17 protein-coding genes are annotated in these 25909 nt (G+C 48.4%); 9 read left to right on the top strand and 8 right to left on the bottom strand.

Features of this window, described 5'->3' with window-relative positions:
• The first annotated feature begins 29 nt into the window (after positions 1-29).
• A complete protein-coding gene (gene moeB / locus N836_RS55065) occupies positions 30-1202 on the top strand; it encodes a molybdopterin-synthase adenylyltransferase MoeB (RefSeq protein ID WP_023073405.1) in 1173 nt (390 codons plus the stop codon).
• A 128-nt stretch (positions 1203-1330) separates the two neighbouring features.
• A complete protein-coding gene (locus tag N836_RS55060; RefSeq protein WP_023073404.1) occupies positions 1331-1792 on the top strand; it encodes a GatB/YqeY domain-containing protein in 462 nt (153 codons plus the stop codon).
• A 106-nt stretch (positions 1793-1898) separates the two neighbouring features.
• Here the strand turns inward: N836_RS55060 and N836_RS55055 are convergent, their stop codons facing one another.
• The 7 genes from N836_RS55055 to N836_RS55025 form a co-directional block, all read right to left on the bottom strand.
• Positions 1899-2948, bottom strand: a complete 1050-nt coding sequence (locus tag N836_RS55055) for a fatty acid desaturase (protein WP_023073403.1) — start codon at positions 2946-2948, stop codon at positions 1899-1901.
• 243 nt (positions 2949-3191) lie between these two features.
• On the bottom strand, positions 3192-3629 hold the full coding sequence (locus N836_RS55050) for a 23S rRNA (pseudouridine(1915)-N(3))-methyltransferase RlmH (protein WP_023073402.1): 438 nt from the start codon (positions 3627-3629) through the stop codon (positions 3192-3194).
• A 27-nt stretch (positions 3630-3656) separates the two neighbouring features.
• A complete protein-coding gene (locus tag N836_RS55045) occupies positions 3657-4247 on the bottom strand; it encodes a glutathione S-transferase (protein WP_023073401.1) in 591 nt (196 codons plus the stop codon).
• 97 nt (positions 4248-4344) lie between these two features.
• On the bottom strand, positions 4345-4929 hold the full coding sequence (locus N836_RS55040) for a hypothetical protein (protein WP_152532158.1): 585 nt from the start codon (positions 4927-4929) through the stop codon (positions 4345-4347).
• 186 nt (positions 4930-5115) lie between these two features.
• On the bottom strand, positions 5116-6753 hold the full coding sequence (locus tag N836_RS55035) for a CHAT domain-containing protein (protein ID WP_152532157.1): 1638 nt from the start codon (positions 6751-6753) through the stop codon (positions 5116-5118).
• Between the two features lie 34 nt (positions 6754-6787).
• Complete coding sequence (locus tag N836_RS55030) at positions 6788-9097, bottom strand: PP2C family protein-serine/threonine phosphatase (protein ID WP_023073398.1); 2310 nt, start codon at positions 9095-9097, stop codon at positions 6788-6790.
• Positions 9090-9431 carry an NAD(P)H-quinone oxidoreductase subunit M gene (locus tag N836_RS55025; RefSeq protein WP_023073397.1) on the bottom strand — a complete coding sequence of 114 codons (342 nt, stop codon included), beginning with the start codon at positions 9429-9431 and terminating at the stop codon, positions 9090-9092. The genes N836_RS55030 and N836_RS55025 overlap by 8 nt, the downstream gene beginning before the upstream one ends.
• A gap of 165 nt (positions 9432-9596) precedes the next feature.
• On the opposite strand from N836_RS55025, the gene N836_RS55020 reads away from it, so the two are divergent.
• The 4 genes from N836_RS55020 (at position 9597) to N836_RS55005 (ending at position 18616) form a co-directional block, all read left to right on the top strand.
• Entirely contained in the window at positions 9597-10256 is a 660-nt protein-coding gene (locus N836_RS55020) for a histidine phosphatase family protein (RefSeq protein ID WP_023073396.1), read from the top strand.
• Between the two features lie 207 nt (positions 10257-10463).
• Positions 10464-11306 carry a hypothetical protein gene (locus tag N836_RS55015; protein ID WP_023073395.1) on the top strand — a complete coding sequence of 281 codons (843 nt, stop codon included), beginning with the start codon at positions 10464-10466 and terminating at the stop codon, positions 11304-11306.
• Positions 11307-11637: 331 nt separating this feature from the next.
• Positions 11638-15132, top strand: a complete 3495-nt coding sequence (locus N836_RS55010) for an AAA-like domain-containing protein (protein WP_023073394.1) — start codon at positions 11638-11640, stop codon at positions 15130-15132.
• Between the two features lie 7 nt (positions 15133-15139).
• The gene (locus tag N836_RS55005) at positions 15140-18616 is read left to right on the top strand and encodes an AAA-like domain-containing protein (RefSeq protein ID WP_023073393.1); all 3477 of its coding nucleotides are present in this window, start codon (positions 15140-15142) and stop codon (positions 18614-18616) included.
• Positions 18617-18742: 126 nt separating this feature from the next.
• Here the strand turns inward: N836_RS55005 and N836_RS55000 are convergent, their stop codons facing one another.
• The gene (locus N836_RS55000) at positions 18743-19525 is read right to left on the bottom strand and encodes a pentapeptide repeat-containing protein (RefSeq protein WP_023073392.1); all 783 of its coding nucleotides are present in this window, start codon (positions 19523-19525) and stop codon (positions 18743-18745) included.
• A gap of 568 nt (positions 19526-20093) precedes the next feature.
• Between N836_RS55000 and N836_RS54995 the strand changes: the two genes are divergently transcribed.
• The 3 genes from N836_RS54995 (at position 20094) to N836_RS54985 (ending at position 25909) form a co-directional block, all read left to right on the top strand.
• Positions 20094-21428: an AAA-like domain-containing protein gene (locus N836_RS54995; protein WP_023073391.1), complete on the top strand. Its 1335-nt coding sequence runs from the start codon at positions 20094-20096 to the stop codon at positions 21426-21428.
• Between the two features lie 708 nt (positions 21429-22136).
• Entirely contained in the window at positions 22137-23603 is a 1467-nt protein-coding gene (locus N836_RS54990) for an ammonium transporter (protein ID WP_071789057.1), read from the top strand.
• A gap of 110 nt (positions 23604-23713) precedes the next feature.
• Entirely contained in the window at positions 23714-25909 is a 2196-nt protein-coding gene (locus N836_RS54985; protein WP_023073389.1) for an adenylate/guanylate cyclase domain-containing protein, read from the top strand.

Genomic DNA, 25909 nt, shown 5'->3' with positions numbered 1-25909 from the left:
TGCCAATTATTTTTCGTTCTTAAGGAACCATGCTGAATCCAAATTTGGATGACATCCAACTGACTAAAGAAGACTATGAGCGTTACTCGCGGCATTTAATTCTGCCCGAGATCGGCGTTGATGGTCAAAAACGGCTCAAAGCTGCCAGTGTGCTGTGTATTGGTACCGGTGGGCTGGGCTCCCCCTTAATTCTCTATTTGGCTGCGGCTGGTGTCGGTCGCATTGGCCTGGTTGATTTTGACGTTGTGGATTATTCCAACCTCCAGCGTCAGATTATCCATAGCACCTCTTGGGTGAACAAGCCTAAAATTGAATCGGCCAAGAATCGTATTCTCGAAATTAACCCCCATTGTCAGGTAGACCTGTATAACACCCGTCTGAGCTCTGACAATGCCCTGAAGATTTTTGAACCCTATGACATCGTGGTAGATGGGACTGACAATTTCCCCACCCGCTACCTGGTTAATGATGCTTGTGTATTGCTCAACAAGCCTAATGTCTACGGCTCTATTTTCCGATTTGAAGGCCAGGCGACGGTCTTCAACTACGAAGATGGACCAAACTATCGCGATCTCTATCCCGAGCCCCCACCGCCGGGACTGGTTCCTTCCTGTGCAGAAGGCGGGGTTTTAGGGATTCTGCCTGGCCTTATTGGGGTGATTCAAGCGACTGAAACCATCAAGATTATTTTGGGTGAGGGCAATACCCTCAGCGGTCGTTTGTTGCTCTACAACTCTCTGGATATGACGTTCCGGGAGCTGAAGCTGCGACCCAATCCGGTACGTCCTGTCATTGAGAAGCTGATTGATTATGACCAGTTTTGTGGCATTCCAGATGCCAAAGCAGCTGAGGCGGAGCAACAAGCGGCCATTACTGAAATGAGTGTCGCCGATCTCAAGGGCTTAATCGATAGCGGTGCAGATGATTACGTGCTTTTAGATGTGCGTAACCCTAACGAATATGAGATTGCTAAGATTCCCGGCTCGGTACTGATTCCGCTTCCTGAAATTGAAAATGGGACTGGTATCGAAAAAGTACGTGAACTTGTCAACGGTCACAAGTTAATCGCCCATTGCAAGATGGGTGGCCGTTCTGCCAAAGCGCTCTCCATCCTCAAGGACGCAGGTATCGAAGGCACCAATGTCACTGGTGGTATTCTTGCCTGGAGTCGTGAGGTTGACCCCTCCATCCCTCAATATTAGGTCGGCTAGCATCTCTCTAAAGTCTCTCTCCCAAGAGAGAGACTTTCAGAACCCCAAACCCCTCTCCCGCGGGAGAGGCACTTTGATCTGACTCCCCAACAGGCGTTGCAGGCAACGTCTTTTTAACCATGTCTCTTAAAGACCGTATCAGCAACGACATCAAGACTGCGATGAAAGCCCGCGACAAAGTGCGTCTAGAAACTGTTCGCAGTGTTAAAAAAGTGATTCTGGAAAAAGAAACAGAAGTACGTCCCAAGGGCCAGGATGCGCTAACCCCTGAGCAAGAAATTGAAGTGGTTACTCAGTTGGCCAAACAGCGTAAGGACTCAATTGAGCAATATAGGAGTGCAGGTCGTGACGACCTGGCTGACAAAGAAGCTCAAGAACTAGCGATCTTGCAAGAGTATCTGCCTGAGCAGATGACTGATGATGAAATTGAAGCGGTGATTGACGAGCTAATTGTTAAAACTGGGGCCAGTGGTCCTCGTGATATGGGGAAAGTGATGGGGCCTGCCATGAAACAGATGAAAGGCAAGGCCGATGGTGCAAAAGTGCAGGCTTTAGTGAAAGCAAAGTTAGCTGGCAGTTAATGCGGGCTTGAGAAAAGTAAATATGAATTAAATGCTAAATAAACAATGCGGGCTCAACAGCAACTGTTAAGCCCGCATTGTTGAAAAAAATCACTTTAGCTTGAGACTATCGTCGTGGCTGATAGTAGACTTTTTGCCCCTCATTAGGTACAAAAATACATTCGCGAGCAGAACGCCAGAAGCTAGTCCAGATAGAGTCTTTGGCTTCGCGGTAATAGTCTCCTAAAATTGGCTTGATAGCCTCAGTAGCATCTTTAAGATGATAGTGGGGCATATTCAGAAAAATATGATGGGCCACGTGGGTGCCAATATTGTGGTGAATACTGTTGATGAACCCGTAGTCGCGATCAATGGTGGAGAGTGCTCCCTTGAGGAAATACCAGCTGTCATTGCGATACCAGGGAATATCAGGTTCGGTATGGTGCAGGAATGTGACTAAATCAAGCCATACAACAAAAACCAGGTAGGGCATCACGTAGAACTTAAGCAAAAAGACTATGCCAAACTGGAAACCAATCCAACCCAGGAAGCCGACAAACAGAGTCCATAGCGCTGTGCTTGTGAGCACATCCCACTTTTCGGAAGAACGAAAGAGATCGCTGCCAGGCATAAAATGAGAGCCTTTACGACCGGGAGAACGCTTGAATAAATAAAATGGATAGGCTAAGAGAAACAGATTAAATCGAATCGCTCTGCCAATGGCATCCATTTCGTTGTAATCCTTTTCAGAAATGGGATACCAGCTTTCGTCTGTGTCTATGTTGCCAGTGTTGGCATGATGGGTGCGATGACTGATCCGCCAGCCATGAAAGGGGACCAAGATAGGGGTATGACTAAGATGCCCAATGAGATTATTTAGCCACTTGTGCTTAGAAAAAGACCTGTGACCACAGTCATGGCCAACAACAAACAAGGCCCAAAACATAGTACCTTGCATTAGCCAAAACAAAGGAAAAAACAGCCAGGAATTGAGGCTGTAAGCGATGCCATACAGGCCAGCGATAATACCAATGTCTAGGAAAAAGTAGGCTAAGGAACGACCGGTGGAGGGTTCAAAACAGTAATCCGGAATCGCATCCTTGAGGTCTTTAAGCGTAAATGGAATCTCGCTCGTAGGGAGCTCAGAAGACCCAGTTGGGCGGGTAGTTAATTGCACTTATTACCTATGTTTGACGTCTAAAATCAGGCTTTGAAGACTGACGCGTTGCAGACTGTCAAGGAGCATTCGCATCCAGTCCTAAAAGTGATTCACAAAGCTTTACAATACTATAGATCTAGTCACAGATGTAATGCTTAGTCATCAATTCAAGGAAATGTACTAACAAAATATCTAGTCTTTATGAGTATTTAACAAAAAATCCTGAACTACTACGATGAGCTGTCCCTCAGAGGGATGGCGTTATTTGTGATAACGTCCGCCTTGCAAGATAGTTTTGCCTCGATAAAGTTGTTCGAGCAGCAGTAGCCGGGCTACCTCGTGGGGAAATGTCATCGCTGATAAGCTGAGTATCTGATCGGCCTTTTGCTTAAGATCATGGCTGACTCCGGTGGGGCCACCAATGAAAAACACGAGGGTGCCAGAGGCTTCTGCACCTAGCCAGTGGCCGAACGTTACTGAGTCAAAGTGTTTGCCATCTTCCGAGAGCACTATCAGCTTGTCATAGGTTTTGAGTAAGCCCAGTACTTTGTTGGCTTCTGCTTTGGGATTGCTGTCTTTGATTTCCAGGAACTCAATTTCAGGTAGTCGCTGAGTATAAAGGTCAATACCGTCTTTGAGCCAGCCTTTTTTGACTTTGCCAACTGCGATTATTTTTACTTTTGGAAAGCTCTGTCCCATGGGTGACTCACTGCTTGACCCTGAATTTTACTCTACTGGCGTTGAGAGAAACTCTGGCAATGTCTCTGCTTGAGCGGAGAATGCCGCTAATTGGGGATACTCTGCAAGTGTAATCACGTCGGCTGTGTATAACTGAGTAAATCGCCAGGCAACAGCAATCGTGATCTCTGGCTGCAGCAGTGAGTCACAGGTGAACGTATGCGCCATCTGTTCTAGCTGACCATAGGCCGCATGGAGCTGTTTGGCAACACGTTCAAGCCAGGGCTGATACTGTTTTTCAGCCGGGCGTAGCGTCCGCTCGTAGACAATTTGTACTGTTTTATCGCAGGCCATCAAAGCCAGCCCGATTAGCCTCAGGGCTTCAGGTTTAGCAGTCTCAGGCATCAAGCTCTGAGCTGATATGCCTTCGATATACTGCAGGATCAAGGTGGAATCTACGAGGACAACGCCGTCATCAGTGACCAGGGTGGGTGCTTTGACAATGGGATTGATCTGGCTAAAAGTATCGAAATCACGAAAGACTGATAGTGACTTGTGCTCAAACGGTATTGCTAGCCGTTTGAGCGTAATGGCCACTCGTCTAACGTAGGGCGAATCGAGCATCCCAATCAGCTGCATAGGCATACTAGGCGTAAGCGAACACTTCTGAGGGTAAAAGACGCCCACAGGCGATCAGCCATACCTTAGATGTTTCTTTAGATATTGCCAGCGCCAATTATTGCTTTTGGTCGGTGACATAGTCGATCGCCCACCGAGCAGCGGCTAAGCTAATGCGGGCTTGTTCCATCGAGGATAGAGACTCCCACTCGATGTCGCGGACTGAGTTAATAGTGGCGTCTAAGATTTCTTCTTGACCACGCATAGCATGGGCTAAGGGACGGGCCATTACCTGTAGGTCTGCATCATCCCACCCAGCGAGAGTGTCACGAACACAGGCAATGAGTTGCTCTGCCAGGGGGCGACCATTATTGATCACTTGTGCGGCCTTGGCGGTAATTTGATCAATAATGTCTGCGGACAGACGACGAGCAAAGCGCTGGGCCAGGGCAGTTTGTATAGAAGTTTCACCCCAAAAGGCATCTAACTGAGCGGAGAATGCTTGCCAGCCAAGCTGGGCTTCTTCGTCGGAAAGAGTGAGTTCATCACCGGCGTCGATGGCTTCTGCAAAATAATCTGATGCTTCTGCAGGCATCCAAGGGTAGGGGGGTTGATTTGTTAGAACTGACTGCAGCATCTCCTGCTGAGCTAGGTTTTCTGCTGACAGGCTTGTCTGAGACTGAGAATTTCTGTGGTTGACCATGGTAGTTTTACCCTCCCATAAGTTCATTGAGCTGTGACAGGAAGAGGATACAGGCTTGATTCCAAGTGTTCCGCATCTAATTATTGAACTTACGGCAAACTTAAGCTAAAAGACGTAAGTTCGTATACCCAACACAGGGAAACTACGCTAAAGTTTGCCTTTTAAGTATGCCGAGACAGGGAGTATTTAGGTCTGTGCCGGGGGTTCAACGATGAATTCTAGCAAGCAGCCGTCGGAGCTGCCAAATCGGAGCTGTGTCCCGGATGCCAGGGGAATTTCTTGGCGGTGGATCTGCTGCCACCCTTGATTACTCAGATAATAGGTGCCGTAGCGGGAGAAGTCTCGGAGAAAGTAAGTGGGGGCTGCGGATTCTGCCGCGACGCGGCGGTAAAAAATTTCGGCATGTTTACTGGATACCCAGGGCTCGGCAATGACTAAGTCATTATCGGGCAGTCTGCCGACGCGCATCAGACCTCGGTAAATGGGCCACACTTTACCCTCCCCACCAATTTCGCGAATGCTAATATTGTGCGCATTGGCGCGTCCGCCGATGCCAGAATCCCCTGGCAGCCGGGTAATGTCTGTAGGCATCGGTGTGAGTAGCTCTCCATCAAAGTCGGGGTGCATGTAGAGCACTGGTAAGGTCCAGGCGGGCTGATTGAATTTATAGAGGGTGAGTAAGTGCTGACGTGCGATCGCAACTGCTTCATCTACGGGTTTACGTTCAGCCAATGCCTGGGCAAATTTCTGAATAAAGCTGAGAGCTTCCTCATCGGCAATGGAATCTCGCATGGCCAAGACAGCGGGCACACCATGGTGTAACAACACCTCCGCCAGGCTACTGCGGGGAATGGCCTGCTGACCGCTACGTTCTGGTTGGGCTCCCCAGCAGGTATTAAATACCGCTAGCTTCACACGACAGCGGGTCAGCACCTGGGCTAGTTCGGTGCCATTGAGCGTGGCATTGGGCTGGAGGAATAGTAAGCCACCGTCGGGAGCCGGTATACCATGCCCTGCGTAAAAGAAAACGTTGTAGCGATAGCGTTCTAGATGCTTGACGAGTTCGGCTGGAGACGGCTGCAGCAATACATCCACCTGTCGCACCACCCGTCGGCCGGGTCTAGAGTCAGCTCGGCTTTCAAGAATATTTTTGAGCAACTCAGCTTCTTTCTCCAGACTTAGGGTAGACGCTGCCCGATCGTCTGCCTTGGAGTTATCGTCATGCCCCACCACTAGTAGGATTCTGAGGCCATTATCCAAGCCCCAATCGGCTAGGGGATCGACGTCACTGGTTGTCCGGCTAAATAAAATCTGCTGATTGAGGGCAACAGCGGGACGGCCAGGTTGGGATTGCATGATTTCCCAAGGCACGCTGATTAACTCAGGATCGCGAACCTCCAACCGTAGCCGCATCACTGTACTCTGGCCCTGGGCAATGCCGCAGCTATGGTCAAGACTACTTTGCACAGGGCCATCAAATAGCCACTGCCACAAATTTAACCCCAGATGCTGCATCAGACGACTGCTGTAGCTATTGGTCTGGCTAGAGCTAGGCATGTCATTGCTGTCATCTAGCAATAGCTGAGGCACGTAGGCCGATGGCACATGGGGAACCTGGGGCAGTCCGCGTAGGGAAAACATGGACTGCCAGGTTTGCCAGGCCTGGGATAAGGTGTGGTTCCAGATGCGATCGTGGTGGACATGACCGCTGGGAAAAGGGGACTTAAGAACCCAAATAGCGTAGTGCTCTGGATCGGCAGCGGTAAGCCGATCTAGGGCCAGCCATAGACAAAGTGACTCTGAAGATGACATAGAAGCGGTCATAAACGTCCTGCCACAATAGAAATACAACACCCACCTACTCAGTGGGGCAGTTGCGTGCTTCAGCGGCACGAGCAACTTTGGCTAGCTGGGCTTCAAGCACCCAGCCCACTGCTCCAGAGTTTAGTGGGGGTGACCCAGGCATTGTGACAGATGAATCTGAGGTTGGTGGGCCTGATGAGCCAACGGATGGACTAACTGGGAGGGCAGTTTCCTGAGGAGGACTGGTAGCTTGGTCGTTTGATGGCTCTATAGGTGAGATCGCACAAACCTGGAGCTTTACCCAACGAGCCTCTTGCGCCGCTGGCTCTTGTCGAGTCAGGACTTGAACAATGGCACCATTGGGCAACTGGCCAAGGATGTTGGCATCCTCCCCTGTTGTCTGAGGCCCTCTCAATAGCTCAACTGATTGACTTAACTGTAAATAGCTTCTCGGAGTTAGAAGCGGATTTGCCAGTTCATCGTCAGTAATGCCGACGGCTTCAATATCTTGATCGATTTTATCCTGAATAGTTTCAGGCAGGGAGGGAGCCGCTGCATCAGGGGGGGTGGTGGTGTTTTCTTGTCTGAAGTATACGAACGCCAGGGCAGCGGCGGTGCCTAGGAATCCTACAAATCCCAGTAAAACTAACCAGGAGCCAGCCTTCTTGGCCTTTTGGGGTGTGGCAGGCGGTGCTTGAGCAATTACCGTTGGATAATCAACCGGTGTCGGTTGAGTCTGTGCAGTCTCGGTCGGCGGTGGCTGAGAAGGTGACAGAAGAGGAATTGTCGGCGGTTTAAAGGCCTGAATGTGCCCGACTACGACACCGACTGTGACGTTGTCATGGCCGTTGTAGGTGTTGGCCAGCTGTACTAGATTGGCGACAGCGGTAGCGGGCTTTGACTCACCGGTGAGTACGGGCAGTAGGTGAGTGGGCCAGGACTGTTCCACCCGATCGTAGTCACTTAAACCATCGGAACAGAGTAGTAAAACGATGTCACTGTCTAGAACTAGGCGTTGTATGGCCACATGTAAGGCTGTGGAATGCCCCATGCCTAGGGCCTGAATTAGTGCCCCGGTGCCGGGGCGATTGACGACATCAGCGTAGAACCCATACCCCAGGCGAACTTCACGGGCTGCAACGTCATCGTCAAAGGTGATTTGTCGACAGCTGTTAGGGCTGATGCGATAGGCACGGCTGTCACCGACGTGGGCAATGTAGATTTGGACGCCGATAATGAGGGTCATGACCAAGGTCGTGCCCATGCGATCGCGAGCCTGACGGTGCCCTTGATCATTATGTTGAGAAATATTGTCATTAGCCGCATAGATGGCGGCTTTGATAGCCTCGGTGACAGCTATAGAATCATGTTCTGGCTGTTTGGCGAGCTGCTCTAAGAGTGGCGATAGCCGCTGCTGGATCGTTGAGATCGCCAGCTGACTAGCCACATCTCCCCCTTCGTGGCCCCCAATCCCATCACAAACTAACAGCAGTAGGGGGCGTTGATGTCGGTGTTTGGCCTTGGGGCCTACCCCATGGGTTTGACTGGTTCCACTGGTGGGATAGCAAGCATCTTCATTCCGCTTACGGCTAGGGCCTTGATCAGTGATGACCGCCATACCATAGTCCGCCTGATAACCCTGGGCGCTTAGAGCAATGGCCTGATCCAAACAGTCAATTAATCCAGCCGGAGTGACAATCTCTCCTGAAACTAGTTGGGTACACAGATTTTCTAAAAAATCACGAATAGCTGGCTGCGCCTTGGGTATCAGCGTTTGCCAAAAAGTCCCCAAATGGTTCAAAGTCAGTGGCTGTACATCGGCGGCGAGTTCCAACAGCCGCACCAATGAGCCATGCACTCGCAATAGATCGCCGGACAGTAGACTGCTAGCCACCTGCTGTTCTACAAAATCTGACCATAGACCGGCAATTTGCCAAAGCCAGTTGAGCTGCCTGAGGGGAGAGGCCGCAGGCCATGCCTGGGGTAAGGAAGGCAAAAGCTTAGGCTTAGTATCGCCTGGGGCAATGGCAATCGCTGCCGTATCCAGTAGCAGGGTTTCGCGCCCTGTGCCTGGGTTCAGCAGAGCATAGGGCTGGGGCACATGTAACCCATGGGCTGCCAACATCAAATAAGGCCAAATATGAGCAGGTACGGGCTCAGGCGATGCTGGCGGTGCTCCGGGCTCAGTATCCAGCACGATCTGTTGATGCTTCCAAACATAGCGCTTATCCAGATGCTCAGGGACTAACCTTCCTGACCTGGCCGCCCACAAATAGCGATGGGGCAGATAGGTCTGACAGCTGGCGCACTGGTCGTGGCCCTCTGGATTAATCGCCTGACATTCTGGATTGGGACACTTAATCACTCTCAGACACCACGCGGGGTAGGCCCATACTATAGTTGAGCACCCGACTTCTCAGGTTGTAGCTAATTTGTCCAGATTGAAGCAAGTTTCTAACAAAGTGCTCAAGATCAGAGCCGATGCGGCGGAGATTATAGTCTGTTAATGCCTCTCCGGTAGCGACGTCTACTAATCGATCAAACTCTTTGTAGACCTGCTGCAGTGCGTCATCAGACCAATTAAACTCGTTATCTGGGTCAATGTCTAAAGTAAGTTGATTTTCACTAGGTACTAGCTCGTTGTTCTCAATGTCTGCCGCAAAGATGTGGACATGGCGTGTAGTGGACTTGAGCAGCATGGAATTGGTTGGTGATTAAGACGCTTATATTGTAAACGTTTCCTCGCAAACGCTTTGTAGGCTAATTTTTAGCTTTGTCTTTAGTTTATACACCTGTCAGTTTATTGGCCGATTACCTCTGTCAGGACGGTGTGAGGATGGCGTTAGGCTCAGATAATTGGGGTGATGGCTGACTATCTGAAATTATTATTGATCCGCCATGCTGAATCGGTGGGTAATATTGACGGGCGGTTGGAAGGCCAGATGTCCACCTCCTTGTCACGCAACGGTCAGTGGCAGACGGCTCAGCTAGCAAATTATTTATACCAGCATCAGCCCCCCCCCACTTGCCTATATAGCAGTCCCCTCCAGCGGGCGACTGAAACAGCCCAACCTTTGGCATTGAGGATAGGATGTCCTCTCAGGCTAGACATGGGTTTACAAGAACTCCACCAGGGTATTTTCCAAGGTCTGACCTGGGCAGAGGCTAGCCATCGCTATCCTCAGATTTGTGCTGCTCTGATTACAACCCTTGATTATCAGCCTGTGCCTGAAGCAGAAACGCCCATGGCGGCTCATCAGCGGGCGGTGATTTGGGGCCAGATGCTTTGGCAGCGCCATGGACCGGGTGATTCGGTGTGGATGGTGACCCACGGTGGGTTTATGCAGTCGCTGATTAGGGTGATTTTAGGGTGCGATCGCACCTGGCAAATTCCCATCCGTCACACGGCAATGTTTGAGTTTTGGCTATTACATCCGGATTGTACTGATGGCAGTCAGAATAACCCGGAGTATTGGAAAATTCTCAAGTTTAATGAAACACCCCATCTACAGCTAAAAGCCTAGGTGAGGTAAGTGCTTCAGGTGCTCGACGATATCGTCAGATCTACGGAACTTCTAAAGTAAATTGAAAGGCCATGACATTTTTGAGGTAACCTTATTCCCCAGTACTCGCAAGTACTCGGAACATACGATGTGACCAAATGTCAACTGTAACCAGGTGTTCTACCGCTCTGGGATGATTGCAGTGATGGTCTCTTGGAGACTGTTTACATGTCTACGACTACACTTACGGACATTAACGATGTTTTTGGCCAGGCCCAGGACGGCAGTGTTGCCGCCATCATTCAGATCCTGAATGAGCGACTGGCGGATAACGGCATTCGCACCCGTGCTGTGTTTGCTGATAATGTGCTGCAGCTGTTATGCGAAGCTTCTACGGACGAGCAGCTTGAAAAAAATACAGTGGTTGAGAAAATCCGAACTATTCTCGAAACCATTGCCCCTCGACGCATTCGGCGGGTCAAAATCAATAGCCGTCTAGTCCAAGAACAGCAGCTGCTGTGGTTTGAAGAAATCAGTCGCGATCCGGATAGCCAGCTGCTATGGGCAGAAATGATTACGCTCAAACAGCCCCATTGGTTGAAACGCACGCTGCGCGATCTCAGACGCCCTAAGCTGCGAGTGGATATGCCGGAGGGCGCTTCTAAGTCCGATCTGCGGCAGCGCAAAACATTTTTAGGTGGTGCTATTGGCGTCTTATCAGTCATCCTGCTCGTTGCGGGTATCAGCGTGTGGGCCTACAGGCGTTTGGTGAGCGATGCCCCCGCTGTTAGCGTTTCTGGGGCTCAATCTGCCTCAGAGCAATTGCCTTTGCCGGAGTCCTATGATTCGTTTGCACGAGCTGTACGCATTGCTGAGCAAGCCGCGAAAGATGGGTCAAATGCTCAAACTTCATCTGACTGGCTGGCATTGGCGGCTCGTTGGCAGCAGGCTTCTGATCTGATGGCTGAAGTAAAGTCGTCGGATGAACGCTATCAAATCGCTCAAGACCGAGTGAATGCCTACAAATCGAATAGTGAAAGCCTTTTGCAAAAAGCTCGCCAGGTTGAATAGGTCGAGTTGAATAGGTCGAGTGGTAACTGTGTGAGTGTGCACCAGGGAGTGCAGGACATAGAGCAGATAATCCCTGTATAGAGAAAATTAAAATTTTTAAGCTTCAGATGGTTATAGCTGAGGCTTTAACAGTGTGAAGTCTAGCACTGTTGGAAAACTGTTGGAACAGTTGCCGAAAATGGAACGTTAACCCTTTATAAGCTGGATACAATCCTGGCACACAACGAGCTGTAATTAGCTCAAAGATTACTTATTAAGCACTAAGGTTGTTCTGAGCTAGCGATCGCACTCCCCCTGCGATGATGTTCCCTTTTGCCCTGAAGCTGTAACCATGGCCCACTACTACCAAATCGGTGGCAGTCTCGACTACGATGCTCCCACCTATATTGAACGGCAGGCAGATAAAGATCTCTACACCGCATTATTGGCAGGTGAATTCTGTTATGTGTTTAACTCTCGCCAAATGGGTAAGTCGTCGCTGATGGTGCGTAGTTGGCATCGGCTACAGGCAGAGGGGCATCGTTGTGCGGTCGTTGATGTGACCAACATTGGCAGTGACCACATTACTCCAGAGCAGTGGTACCGGGGCATTATGGGCACCCTGGCCATGCAATTCAACCTACGCACCCGTGACATCCGCACCTGGTGGGACGAGCACAGTCATCTGTCCTTGACGCAAATTTTGAGTCAGTTTATCGAAATGCTGCTGGCTCAGTGTCCGGAACAACGGCTATTTATCTTTGTCGATGAAGTAGACAGTCTGTTAAATCTGTCTTTCTCTGTCGATGACTTTTTTGCCCTGATTCGCTTTTGCTACAACCGTCGCACCGTGGAGCCAGACTATAAGCGGTTGACCTTTGCCATCTTTGGGGTAGCGGCTCCCGCTGATTTGATTGCGGATAAGCAACGCACGCCCTTTAATATCGGTCGCGCCATTGTGTTGCGTGGGTTTGACTTAGAAGAGGCGACTCCTCTGGCAGCAGGATTAGACATTCAAACTCCAAATACCCAATCCATTTTGCAAGAAGTGCTTAGTTGGACGGGTGGACAACCCTTTTTAACCCAGAAGGTCTTTCAATTGCTGGTCACTTCTAGCCAAACGGCAGTGAATGAGCCACTGAATGTTCCCCTTGGGATGGAGAAATTCTGGGTGGATAGTGTGGTGCGATCACAAATCATCGACCATTGGGAATCCCAGGATGAACCCGAGCACCTGCGCACAATTCGCGATCGCCTCCTCTATGACGAGCGTCGTACAGGACGCCTCTTAGGCATTTATCAGCACTGGCTAGAAGGCCAAGCCATACCCACTAATGACAGTCGCGACCAAATTGAGCTGTTGCTCAGTGGCCTGATGGTGCAGCAGACCGGTCAGTTGCGTGGTAAAAATCGCATTTATGAAAGTGTTTTCGATCTGGGATGGGTGCAAAAGCAACTCAACGCCCTGCGCCCCTACTCGGAAGCTTTCGAGGCTTGGGTCACCTCCCAACAGATGGACGCATCTCGACTATTGCGAGGACAGGCATTGCAGGATGCCCAAGCCTGGGCTAGAGGAAAAAGTCTCAGCAATTTAGACTATCGTTTTTTAGCCCTAGGGCAAGAACAGGAACAGGCTGAGATTCAGCGATCCCTAGACCTCGAAAAGGCTGAAGCTGCCAAACGAACAACCCGTTTACAACGGTTTCTGCTCGGAATTACCTCTGGGGCATTGGTGGTTGTTTCATTGTTAGGGACGGCGGCATTTTTTCAATATCGGCGTGCGATCGCCAGCGAACACACTGCTCGCCTCAATGAAGTTCAGGCATTAATTTCATCCGCAAAAGGACAGTTTGCGGCCCACCAAGAGCTAGATGCCCTCGTTGATGCCATTAAGGCCAAGCGCAAGCTCCAATCGCTTGACGAATCTCATTCAGAGTTAGAAGCAGCCGCTGAGCGCGCGCTGCACCAGATTGTTTACTGGATGAATGAACGCAATCGGCTATCGGGACATGCGACATCCATCCTAGCGGTTGCTTATAGCCCAGATGGGAAATTGATTGTCACGACTAGTAGAGATGCCACTGCCAAGCTCTGGGCTGCGGATGGTCAGCTATTACACATGTTTGAAGATGCAGGTGACAGCTATGGTGTGGCGTTTCATCCCCATCGTCCTCTCATGGCAACAGCTAATTTGGATGGCAGCTTGAAACTTTGGAACATTGCCGATAAAACATTAGTGCAAACAATTCAGGCTCACACAGGCCCGGCTTGGGATGTAACCTTCCACAGTGATGGAGCCGAGTTTTTAGTGTCTGGGGGGGCCGATCAAACGGTTAAAGTGTGGGACCTAGACGGCACCTTACTTAATACCTTGTCTGGACATCAAAGTGGTGTTTTGCGAGTTGTGGTTAATGTAACCAAGCAACTGATTCTCTCAACTGGCCTGGATAACATTGCCAAAGTTTGGACGCTTGATGGTCAGCTTTTGAGTACTTTACCCGCCGCTACTAGCGGCGGCAGCCTCTGGAGTGGATCGGTTAATCCCACTGGTGACACGATCGCCATCGGCGGAGATGACCGGATGGTACAGCTTTGGCAGCCAGATGGCACCCTGATGAACACTTTGACAGGCCATACGAAGCGCGTCGGCGGTATCGATTTTAGTCCCGATGGTACGGCGATCGCCTCCGCGGGGCTAGACCGCACTATCTGGATGCGTGGGATAGACGGCTCTCCCTGGCGGGTGCTCCAAACGGCAGGTGATATGCGTGGCATCAGTTTTCCCGGCAGCGATGCTCAAACAATGGTGACCATAGATAGCAGCAACACAGCTCAACTGAGGCAATGGGAGTCTCCTCTGCTACAAACTATCTTTCTCGATGACGATGTCTGGGATATCGCCATGAGTCCTGATGGTGAGCGAATTGTCTCTGGGGATAGCCCTATCGTTCATGTTTGGGATCGAGATCGTAAAATTGTTGCCACTCTGGATGCCGGACAAGACACACTATTTGGGTTTGATTACAGTCCAAATGGTCAAATGATTGCAGCGGTGGGTGCTAACGGTACCGTCCAACTCTGGAGTCCGACAGGAGAGCTTTTGCAAGATCTACAAGGCCTCGATGAGTTACAAGCCTGGGGTGTGAGCTTTAGTCCCGATAGCCAGCAACTAGCTGCCATCGGTGAAGATGGCAGAATTCTTGTGTGGACAACGAGTGGTGAACTCATTCATACGTTTGAGGGCAATAAGGATCTAGGTCTGAGGGTTGCGTTTAGTCCCGATGGTCAGCGGCTAGTTGCCTCTAGTGGCAGTGGTACACTCCAGGTTTTTCAGGCTGATGGCACGCTTCTCCATGAGATTAAGGGCCACGATTCCGCTGTCTTTGGCCTCTCAGTAAGTCGTGATGGTCAGTTTTTTGCCTCTGCTAGTAGTGATTCAATTGCCAAGCTGTGGCGTTGGGATGGCACTTTGGTCAGAACCTTTAAAGGGCATACTAACGCCATTTTTGGGGTGGACTTTAGTGCCGATGGTCAACTAGTAGCGACTGCCAGTGCCGATAATACGGTTACCTTATGGTCTCTAGAAGGAGAGAAAATCAAAACTCTGTATGGTCAGGGTCCTGGTTTTAAGGACGTGAAATTTAGCTCCACAGGAGAACTCATTACAGTGGCTGAAGATGGCACCCTCGCCCGATGGGATCTAGAGAAAGTGTTGGCGTTAAACGAGCTGGAATATGCCTGCATTTGGATTGCTGATTATTTACGAACAAATAGTGAGGTGGCAGAGAGCGATCGCACCCTCTGCAAAGACATAACAGAAGACATAACAACAGTTAACCCGTCTTGATAGAACCATGGCTAACTACTATCAAATCGGTGGCAGCCTTGATTACGATGCTCCCACCTATATTGAACGGCAAGCAGATAAAGACCTCTGCGCCGCGTTGTTAGCAGGCGAATTCTGTTACGTGTTTAACTCTCGCCAAATGGGCAAGTCGTCGCTGATGGTGCGCAGTTGGCATCATTTGCAGGCAGAGGGACATCGCTGTGCGGTCGTTGATGTGACTAACATTGGCAGCGATCACATTACCCCGGAGCAGTGGTACCGAGGCCTGATGGGAACCCTGGCGATACAGCTCAATCTCCGTACTCGTGACATTCGCACTTGGTGGGAGGAGCACAGTCATCTCTCTTTAACCCAAATTTTGAGTCAGTTTATTGAACTGCTGCTGACTCAGTACCCAGAACAACGGTTGTTCATCTTTGTTGATGAGGTGGATAGCCTGCTCAATCTATCGTTTTCTGTTGATGACTTTTTTGCCCTAATTCGCTACTGCTATAACCGTCGTGCGGTGGAGCCTGACTATCGCCGTCTGACCTTTGCCATTTTTGGGGTAGCTTCTCCAGCTGATTTGATCGCGGATAAACAACGGACACCGTTCAATATTGGTCGAGCAGTTGTTTTGAAAGGATTTAGTCTCTCTGAAGCGACTCCCTTGGCCCAGGGGTTAACGCTTAAAACGGCCAATACTAAAGCGATTTTACAGGAGGTGTTGAACTGGACAGGGGGACAGCCGTTTTTAACTCAAAAAGTTTGTCAGTTGTTGGTAACTTCCAGTCAAGATGCGCTGAATGAACCCCTGAGTATTCCCCCTGGGATGGAGAAATTTTGGGTGGAAACGATTGTGAGATCGCACATTATCACTCACTGGGAATCCCAGGATGAACCTGAACACTTACGGACGATTCGCGATCGCCTACTCTATGACGAACGTCGCACGAGTCGTTTGCTCGGCATTTACCAACGCTGGTTAGAGGGCAATACTGTTGCCATTGATGATAGTCGCGACCAGGTCGACTTGCTACTCAGCGGTCTCATGGTGCACGTGAATGATTATTTAGTAGTCAAAAATCAGATTTATGAACGAGTCTTTGATCTTGCCTGGATACATCGCCAGCTGACGGCTCTGCGGCCTTACTCGGAAAGCATTGATGCTTGGGTCGCTTCATCACAAACGGATGAGTCCCGGTTGTTGCGAGGACAGGCTCTCCGTGATGCGCAGACCTGGGCCAGGGGAAAAAGTCTGAGCGATGTAGACTATCGTTTCCTTGCCGGTAGTCAGGAACAAGAACAGCTCGAAACCCAGCGAACTCTGGACTTAGAAAAAGCCCAAGCGGCCAAACGTACTACTCGATTGCAACGGACGTTATTGGCAATTACCTCAGGAGCCTTAGTAATTGTTTCCCTATTAGGGCTAGCCGCTCTACAGCAATACCGTCAAGCCGCCGCCAGTGACCGCACCTCGCGCCTTAACGAAATTCGAGCGCTGATTTCATCTGCAGAAGGTCGCTTTGCCTCCCATCAGGAATTAGACGCTCTAATGGATGCAGTTAAGGCCAAGCGTCGATTAGAGGAGCTTAACGATGTGCCACTAGAGCTGATAGCGGCCTCCGATCGAGCGCTCAATCAGATTATTTATTGGATGAGTGAACGCAATCGATTTTCTGGTCATGAAGCATCGGTGTTAGAGGTTGCCTATAGCCCGGATGGGAAGTTAGTGGCGACCACCAGCGCGGATCAAACCGTCAAACTATGGGCAAAAAATGGCCAGTTGCTACACTCTTTTACTGGTAATGCTACCACCTTTGGCTTGGCCTTTCATCCCCAGCAGCCGCTGTTGGCTGCCACTAATTTAGACGGGAGCTTACAAATTTGGAACCTAGAAACCAAAAAGTTAGAGCAAACGATTCAAGCCCATGAAGGGGCCACCTGGGATGTTGACTTTAGTCCTATGGGAGATTTTTTAGTGTCGGGCGGTGCCGATCAGCAGGTAAAAGTGTGGAGTTTAGATGGTCGCTTGTTACAAACGCTATCGGGACATCAGAGGATGGTGTGGCAAGTGGCCGTCAGCCCCACAGATCAAACCATCAGCTCAGCGAGTCTGGATGGTACGGCCAAGGTATGGACTGCAGAAGGTCAGCTGATCAGTACGATCCCGGCAGCGACGGCAGACAGTAGCATATGGAGTGTTGCCTTTAGCCCCACCAAGAATATTATGGCCATGGCCGGTGATGATGCTGTGATTCAGCTCTGGGAATCGGCAACAGATTCACTCCGGTCCTTGACAGGTCATACTGAACGTATTGACCGACTGGCCTTTAGTGCTGATGGGGGTGCGATCGCATCCACAGCCCTGGATAAAACCATACGAATTTGGGGTAAAGGGGGCAATCCCTGGCGTATTCTCCAGCTGTCAGGAGAGATTCGCCGGATAGGATTTTCTCCCCATCAGTCTCACTCAATCGTGACGGCAGGCAATGGTGTCACTGCCCAAATGCGACAGTGGCAAACACCGTTACTCAAAACAATCTTGCTAGACGGCAACAGTTGGGATGTTGCCATTAGCTCCGATGGCGAGAGAATTATTGGAGGTGACGGTTCTCAAATCACCGTCTGGGATACTAGGCGCAACATCATGGCAACCCTGCAAGCTGAACAAGATACCTTCTTGGGGTTTGACTTTAGTCCGGATGGACAATTGATTGCGACAGCTAGTAGAAGTGGCAACATTCTTTTGTGGAACCAGGCAGGACGTTTTTTAAGAATGCTGGAAGGACACCAATTTCAATCTTGGGACGCAGCCTTCAGTCCAGATAGTCAGCGGTTAGCCGCTGGTGCAGAAGATGGCACCATTCGCATTTGGACTGTGGATGGGCAACTGCTCCATACGCTCTCGGGCCATGATGGTCGAGTCTATCGGGTTGCCTTTAGTCCCGATGGCCAACAGTTAGTCTCCTCTGGGGCCGATGGGACTGTCCAGATTTGGGATCAAGATGGTACCCCTATGCATCAGCTTGAGGCTCATGATTCAGATATTTTTGGGTTGTCGGTGAGCCCCGATGGTCAGTTTTTTGCGTCTGCTAGCGTTGATCAAACTGTGAAGCTGTGGCGCTGGGATGGCACTTTAGTGAGGACGTTTGAGGGACATAGTCACAATATCTATGGCGTGGACTTTAGCCCGGATAGTCAACTGTTAGCTACCGCTAGTGCCGATAATACTGTTAACCTTTGGACCCTGGATGGAGAGAAACTTAAGACGCTCTACGGTAACGGTTCTGGCTTCAAGAGCGTGAAGTTTAGCTCCACTGGAGAATTATTAGTCACAGTTGCCGAAAATGGAACGTTAACTCTGTGGAATTTAGATACAATTCTGACGCTCAATGAGCTTGGCTACGCTTGTGATTGGCTCCAAGATTACTTGAGCACCAATGCTGATCTTTTAGCTCGCGATCGCACCATTTGCGAAGGAGTCATAACCGACGATTCTTAAATTGGGCGTTGCTGATCCTCGGAATGATTTTGCTTTGAAGATACCACTGTATAGCGTTTTTCATCGAGCGGTTCATCTTCTAAATCAGCAACGGCTTAAATTGTTGGTGACGCCTGTTAAAAACTCCTATTGAACAAGGGTAATAAACTCACCTGGTCTAAAATTCCCTTTTTGAGGACGACGTTCCTGGTGATGAGACTTAAGATAAACATATTCACACAGCACACCATCAAACCTGGTAGCACTATTGATTTGCCAATCTTCTAAACAAGCTCCAGTCAAGATTACCCTTTCAAAATTAGCTGTTAGAACATGAGTCTGACTCAAGTTAGCTTCACTGAGATCAGTTTCATATAAGACAGCTCTATCTAGGGCAACTCCGCGTAAGTCAGCTCCACACAGGTTAGTGGTGCGTAAGTCAGCCCCCCGTAGGTCAGCTCCCCGTAAGTCGGCTTTATGTAAATTCGCCCCTCGTAAATTAGCGCCCCGTAGATTTGTCTCACGGAGGTTAACTGCCCGTAGGTCTGCGAGTTCTAAAGTGGCTTTAGTTAGATTTGCCTGGCATAGATTTGCACTACTTAACCAAACCTCGGCCAAATTAGCCATAGATAAATTCGTTTTACTCAGGTTAGCTCTACTGAGATTCGCTTTATATAAGTCAGAAGCGCATAAGTTTGCCGCTTGCAAATTAGTTCCATACAAATTGGCCCTGATCAGATTGGCATTTCCTAAATCTACGCCCATCAGGTTAGCCCTTGAGAGCACGGCTCTACTCAGGTCAATACCATTCAGGTTGCGTCCTTTACAGTCGATACCTATAAGATCTACTGGAAAATTGGGTTGAGTCTTGCGCCATTGATTCCATTTAGTAATATTTTGTAGACGTGTAAGCTGTCTCTGATTAGCCATAACTGATCTCAAATAAAAACTGTTGCCGTAGACCTGTTTTTCAGGGGTTTTGCCAAAGAATGGGATGTAACTGAAAGCACATTTTGAGAGGAACTTATCAAACAGTAACAACTGTTACCAATGACGGGCATGCTATTGCCGGCTATAAAGGATGGACCAATTTGTCAACCGTTTACTGGCTGATTCTTTAAATGAATGCACACCAGAAAATAGCAACGCTTGGAGTATGCTCGTCTTAGGAGAAAGTACTTGATAAGTATTCTGTTATATCTATTCTCATTGTGGTGTACTTAAACCCACAGAGTTCACTGCACCTTTAACTATCAGACCTCTCTATAAAAAAGCTGCAAAAAGGCGGAAAAGTTATAGGTCTAGACAACATCTATTTTTCTTGTACTAGGACACATCTAAATGCTACAAAAACTATGGCAATGCATGGAAGTGTGAACATATCTTGTTAAAAAGTCGGAAAAGACGGAAAGCTTTCTATGATTAACCTGAGAGTAGTTTTCTATGCGAAAATCTTGATGATTTCCTGTAAATTGGTTGAGTGTGCTTGATTACTTCTATGAACCCTGATGAAGTTCTTCTGGCTATTGAAGAGCGACTGCTCAAACGTAAGCTGACTCCAGCAGAGCGGATTGTTTTAGGGCAAACATGGAATCGGCAAACCTACGATCAAATGGCTAAGCAGTCAGGCTATGGGGATGCCCACCTCAAAGACACAGGCTATAAGCTTTGGAGAGCTTTGTCTCAGGCTTTGGGGCAGCGAGTAACCAAGAAGAGCTTACTATTTGTTTTACGCGAGCATTTACAACCCCTTGAGCCATCACCGACTCCAGTCACAGCAGTCGTGCCTTCAGGACCGAAATCAGGCTCCATCGAACAACAGTACCCATCTGGTCCCCTGCCGCCTAATTCTCCGTTCTATATCGAGCGTCCCCCCAGTGAAGATTTAGCATATGCTGAAATTCAGCGCCCTGGTGGCTTTTTAAGGATAAAAGCCCCTCAAAAAATGGGAAAAACCTCCCTGGTATTTCGTTTAATTAAAACTGCTAATCAAAATCACTATCAAACTATTCATCTTGATCTGCAGACCGTAGATCAAGATGTCTTTAGTAGTATTGATATGTTTCTAAAGTGGTTTTGTGCATGTAGTAGCCAGGCTTTAGAACTGTCACCAAAGCTGCATGAGTTTTGGGATGTCTCTATGGGGCATAAAGTCAGTAGCGAACTCTATTATCAGGAATATCTTTTGGAAAATAAAAAAAGCCCTATCCTACTGATTGTTGGTGCTGCTGAAAGGCTTATTGGACATCCTAAAATAGCTCAAGATTTTTTTCCCATGCTACGTTCCTGGCATGAAAAATCGCGGTGGAATTTACTTTGGCGTAATCTGCGGATCGTCATTGTCCATGCCACCGAAATTTATGTTCCCTTAAAAATTCACCAATCACCCTTCAATATCGGGCGAGCGATCAAATTGCCTAAATTTACAGCTAGTCAGGTGGCTGAATTAACGGCTCGCTATGGCATTAAGGAAAATAATGACACACTGGGGAGAGTTTTACTAGATTTAGTCGGTGGACATCCTTATCTGGTAAATATTTTTCTGCATCATCTGACTGCTGAGGCGGTCTCTATGGATACGCTGCTTAAAGCTGTATCGATGCCATCTGGTATTTACGGTACTCATCTGCGTAGTTATCTGGCACTTTTGCAAAAAGAACAAGATTTGGCGATTGCCTTTAAACAAGTGATCTCCTCCAGAGAAGGTGTGGAATTAGATGCTGTTACTATGTATCGTTTAGAAAGCCTTGGCCTTATCACTATTAAGGGATATCAGGCAGTTCCTAGCTGTAATATTTATCGTTCATACTTTCAACAACAACTTAGTATTTGATCCTCAAAGGATTCTTCTGATTGACCAGCTATAGAAAATTAAGCTTCTTAGAAGCTATCTGTGATTAAACAAAAAGAAGCTGTAAAGTACTCGAGTAGCCGTCTTTTCCGACTTTACTCCTACCAATTCTATTGATTATTCTCATATATATAACTGAAAATACAGCATCTTCCACGACAGCTCGAAGAGTTTTTCGAAACTCCTAGATGTTTGTCATTGCGGGTCACTTCACTGATCCGCATTTTTTATGGATTTAAAAACCGAACTATTTATCTTTCTTAATGCTTTTTGAGGTCTGATAGGGGCCTAATTTGCCGAATAATCAGACTTTACTTTTTGGACTGGGTAAGTTTGAATACCAGTAGTTCCACGGGGATATTTTTCCGAGGAATTACTACAAGCCTTTATTACGAAAAATTCTGAAGCCTCGGCTTGAGAAATCTTGGAGATAGCACAATGTAATAAAGGCTTTCTTAAAGCTAATCGAGTTAAATCTGTTGAGGTCTTTATCTTGTAAATATTTGGTCTAAGCAAGGCTGGTAATAGCTGTCGCTTTAAGACTGAATTCATTTTTGATCGCTGATTTTACTAAGTTCAATGGCGATGGTCATTGATGTTTTCTGCTGCTTAAGAACTTAGAAAAAAGAGATTTTAAAAAAGAGATTTATACCATTCATAGATTGCTCGCTTTATGAATTAGGAGTCATAATGTCTAGCCATACAGAGCAACGAGTTAAACGCAAGGAGAATAGGTCTCCTTTGTCCATGGGGGATACTCGCTATTACGATGCTTTAGTTGCATGGATGCAATGGATAAATCAGCATCGTGTCAGGGTGATTTTCTTGGTATCCATTTGGTTTGCGATCGCATTCTCAAGCTTTACCTTTGCCCAAGATAATATCGACATGGAAGCCCTAGCCGAACAGATTGCCCTCCAGCAAGGGTATATCAATGTGGTTTGGATTCTAGTGGCATCTACACTAGTGGTCTTTATGAATGCCGGGTTTGGCATGTTGGAAGTGGGAATGTGCCGTCAAAAAAACGCGGTGAACATTCTCTCCAAAAACCTGATTGTATTTGGATTAGCCCTACTCACCTATTGGGCCGTAGGCTTTGGATTTATGTTTGGGCAGGGAACTAGCCTGATTGGCTTTAGTGGCTTCTTCATGTCAGGAGATTCTGCTACCTACGGTCTAGAGCCATTTCCAGCTGGACTACCCGTAACCATCTTCTTTCTGTTCCAGGCAGCTTTTGCTGCCACCTCTGCCACCATTGTATCGGGAGCCGTAGCTGAGCGTATTCGATTTGATTCTTTTTTAATTTTTAGTGTGGTTAACATCGCCTTCTACTGTATCTCAGGCAAATGGTCCTGGGGCGGTGGTTGGCTTGCTGACCTGGGGTTTGCTGATTTTGCAGGGTCCACAGTTGTCCACAGTGTTGGCGGTTGGTCTGCATTAGTCGGAGCTATTGTTCTGGGCGCACGCTATGGCAAGTACGAAGGCAAATTAGTTAAACCCATTCCTGGTCACAACCTCAGCTTAGCCACACTAGGTTGTCTCATTCTCTGGATTGGCTGGTTTGGATTCAACCCTGGTTCCGAGTTGGCCGCCAATGAAAACATTGCCTACATTGCCATCACCACTAACCTATCGGGTGCAGCCGGGGGAACAGTAGCCACCATGGTTTCCTGGGTTAAGAATAAAAAGCCAGATCTCGGCATGGTAATCAATGGTGTTCTGGCTGGGCTAGTGGGTATTACCGCAGGGTGCGATCAGGTTTCCTTCGTATCCGCCATTATCATTGGTTGCGTATCCGGTGTTCTGGTAGTGTTTGCCATTGACTTCTTCGATGCTCTACGCATCGATGATCCAGTTGGAGCCATTTCAGTTCACCTCTGCAATGGGATTTGGGCTACTCTGGCCGTGGGTATCTTTGGTGCAAATGCTGGATTGCAGCAGTTCTGGGTACAGTTGGTGGGTGTTGTTGCCTACGGAGCCTTTACGGTGATCACAGGATACGTCTGTTGGCAGATCCTCAAGATGACGATTGGTATTCGTGTCCATGATTTCGAAGAGATCGAAGGTCTGGATATCCATGAGCATGGTCAGATTGCCTATGCTGGGTTTTCCATGGTAGATGAAGCCCCGAGTTCTGCAATTGAGACCAGGCTCTAGCCGTTAACTAGAACCGATAACAGCTTGTCTTGGCCCCAGGCCAGGATTACTCCTCGGGGGGTGTTTTACATCCCCTTTTTCTGCATTATATTTGCTGACGGAGCACCCTTATGTTTGGCCTAGCGCGGCTCAGAATTAAATCGAAGGTGATGCTTGTGCTGCTGGTGGTTAGTCTTGGGTCTGCCGCTGTGATGGGGCTACTCACCTGGCAACGGGCTCGCAATATTTTGACCCAGCGTATCTTTGCTCAACTCACCAGTGTACGTGCCTCCAAGGCGGCTGAAATTGAGTCCTATTTTCAGTTTATGTACAGCCAGGTGGAGACTTTAGCAGAAGACCGCATGATCGTATCGGCGATGCGAGAGTTTGATCAGGCGTTTGATCAGCTGAATGTGGAGACAGAACCGATCAATGACACTTGGCAACAAGCTCTGCGCATATACTACAGCGATGAGTTTTTTCCTCGCTTGAGTGAAAATATTGACGGCACCCCAATTTTTGACATCTACAGACCCGGTGGGAGAGCGGCCCAGGTATTGCAATATCAGTATATTGCTAACAATCCTCATCCGGTAGGTAGCAAGGACAATTTGCTTCGATCCGAAGATGATACACCTTACAATACCGTACATGGCCGCTATCATCGTATTTTTCGTAATCTAGTCAGCAGTTTTGGCTACTACGATCTGTTTTTAATCGATCATCAAACCGATGAGATTGTTTATTCCGTTTATAAGGAAACTGACTTTGCTACAAGTCTGGATACGGGACCTTATGCCCGCAGTAACTTTGCTGAGGTGATCGATAAAGTACAAAAAAACCCTGAACCTGGGGCAGTGCAGATTGTCGATTTTGCCCCCTATCGCCCTTCCTATGGCGCACCCGCTGCTTTTTTTGCATCTCCTATTTATGCTGGCGGTCAGCAGGTGGGTATTTTAGCTGTTCAGCTGCCGGTGGATCGGATTAATGATGTGCTCACAGGCAATCAAAACTGGGAGAACGAAGGCTTAGGGCAAACAGGAGAAGTCTATCTTGTTGGAGCAGATCTGCTCATGCGATCAATCTCTCGATTTTTGATTGAGGATGAAACAGGATACAAACAAGCTCTTCGAGATGTAGGCACTCCAGAGACTATTATTGAAACCATTGGACGATTAGAGACTTCAATTTTACTGCAATCAGTGGAAACTGAGGGAGCTGAAGCTGCGCAACAGGGTAAGACGGGGACCCAAATAATCGACGACTATCGTGGGGTACCTGTGTTGAGTTCCTATGCCCCTTTAAATATCAAAGGGGTTGATTGGGTGATTCTCTCAGAGATGGATCTTGCAGAAGCCTATGCTCCTTTGACCAATCTACAGGGCTATATTTTAATTACAGCCGTGATCCTGGTATTTTTGGTCACCTTAATTGCAGTGGTCGCGGCCAATAGTTTAGTGCGGCCCATTACTTTGTTGGTGGAAGACTCTCATAAAATTATTTCAGGAGAATTAGACCAACCCGAGCTAAAGTCGACAACTCAGGATGAGCTTAGTCTGTTGGTAGATGCTTTTAACGAAATCAATCGGAGTTTACGAGAACAACAATCGCTATTGGCCATTAAAGATCGGGATCATACGACCCTATTGCTCAATATTTTACCTGCCACAGCAGCTGAGCGCCTGCAGAATGGTGAAGCTCTCATTACCGATCATACCCAGCAGACAACTGTACTAGTTTCTAGCCTTGAAGGATTGACTGAACTGTCGGCTAAGCGCTCAGTTCTAGAGGTGACCAGAATATTATCAGAATTGTTTGGTGCCTTTGACGAGGTGGCCATGGGTTTAGATGTTCTAACCTTAGAGCGCATCGGCGATCTTTACTTTGCCGTTTGTGGGTTGACCACACCTCGTATGGATCACACAAAGCGAGTAGTGGATTTTGGGTTAGAGATGTTGGATATTTCACGGCGTTTCAATAACAAGTATAATCTCGATCTCAAGTTGTCTATTGGTATTGATGCTGGAGAATCAATTGCTGCTGTGATCGATACTAAACGCCTCAATTACCATCTCTGGGGTGAAACTCTCGCGATCGCACATCAGTTGAATCGTGTAGCTGAGAGTAATACGATTCGAGTCACCGAAGAAGTGCATGACAGTGTGGGCGACTTATACACATTTAAACCGGCTCAAGATATTGAGGTGGCTGAAGTCGGTCGCCTGACCAGCTGGGTGCTCTACCGAGGAGGAACAGGCCATCCTAGTCTGGATGACACCGTTCGAGAAATTGAAGCGATTGTGTCCCTAGGGGAAGAGCCCATATAG

The sequence above is a fragment of the Leptolyngbya sp. Heron Island J genome (assembly GCF_000482245.1).
Lineage (GTDB): Bacteria > Cyanobacteriota > Cyanobacteriia > Phormidesmidales > Phormidesmidaceae > Leptothoe.
Note: the sequence above shows the minus strand (reverse complement) of the source record. Positions and strands in the feature narration are given on the sequence as shown.

Bases quoted from the DNA above. Each gene is read 5' to 3' on its own strand.
- moeB (WP_023073405.1), top strand. From the start codon at position 30: ATGCTGAATCCAAATTTGGATGACATCCAACTGACTAAAGAAGACTAT.
- N836_RS55060 (WP_023073404.1), top strand. From the start codon at position 1,331: ATGTCTCTTAAAGACCGTATCAGCAACGACATCAAGACTGCGATGAAA.
- N836_RS55050 (WP_023073402.1), bottom strand. From the start codon at position 3,629: ATGGGACAGAGCTTTCCAAAAGTAAAAATAATCGCAGTTGGCAAAGTC.
- N836_RS55045 (WP_023073401.1), bottom strand. From the start codon at position 4,247: ATGCAGCTGATTGGGATGCTCGATTCGCCCTACGTTAGACGAGTGGCC.
- N836_RS55040 (WP_152532158.1), bottom strand. From the start codon at position 4,929: ATGGTCAACCACAGAAATTCTCAGTCTCAGACAAGCCTGTCAGCAGAA.
- N836_RS55035 (WP_152532157.1), bottom strand. From the start codon at position 6,753: ATGACCGCTTCTATGTCATCTTCAGAGTCACTTTGTCTATGGCTGGCC.
- N836_RS55025 (WP_023073397.1), bottom strand. From the start codon at position 9,431: ATGCTGCTCAAGTCCACTACACGCCATGTCCACATCTTTGCGGCAGAC.
- N836_RS55020 (WP_023073396.1), top strand. From the start codon at position 9,597: ATGGCTGACTATCTGAAATTATTATTGATCCGCCATGCTGAATCGGTG.
- N836_RS55015 (WP_023073395.1), top strand. From the start codon at position 10,464: ATGTCTACGACTACACTTACGGACATTAACGATGTTTTTGGCCAGGCC.
- N836_RS55010 (WP_023073394.1), top strand. From the start codon at position 11,638: ATGGCCCACTACTACCAAATCGGTGGCAGTCTCGACTACGATGCTCCC.
- N836_RS55005 (WP_023073393.1), top strand. From the start codon at position 15,140: ATGGCTAACTACTATCAAATCGGTGGCAGCCTTGATTACGATGCTCCC.
- N836_RS55000 (WP_023073392.1), bottom strand. From the start codon at position 19,525: ATGGCTAATCAGAGACAGCTTACACGTCTACAAAATATTACTAAATGG.
- N836_RS54995 (WP_023073391.1), top strand. From the start codon at position 20,094: ATGAACCCTGATGAAGTTCTTCTGGCTATTGAAGAGCGACTGCTCAAA.
- N836_RS54990 (WP_071789057.1), top strand. From the start codon at position 22,137: ATGTCTAGCCATACAGAGCAACGAGTTAAACGCAAGGAGAATAGGTCT.
- N836_RS54985 (WP_023073389.1), top strand. From the start codon at position 23,714: ATGTTTGGCCTAGCGCGGCTCAGAATTAAATCGAAGGTGATGCTTGTG.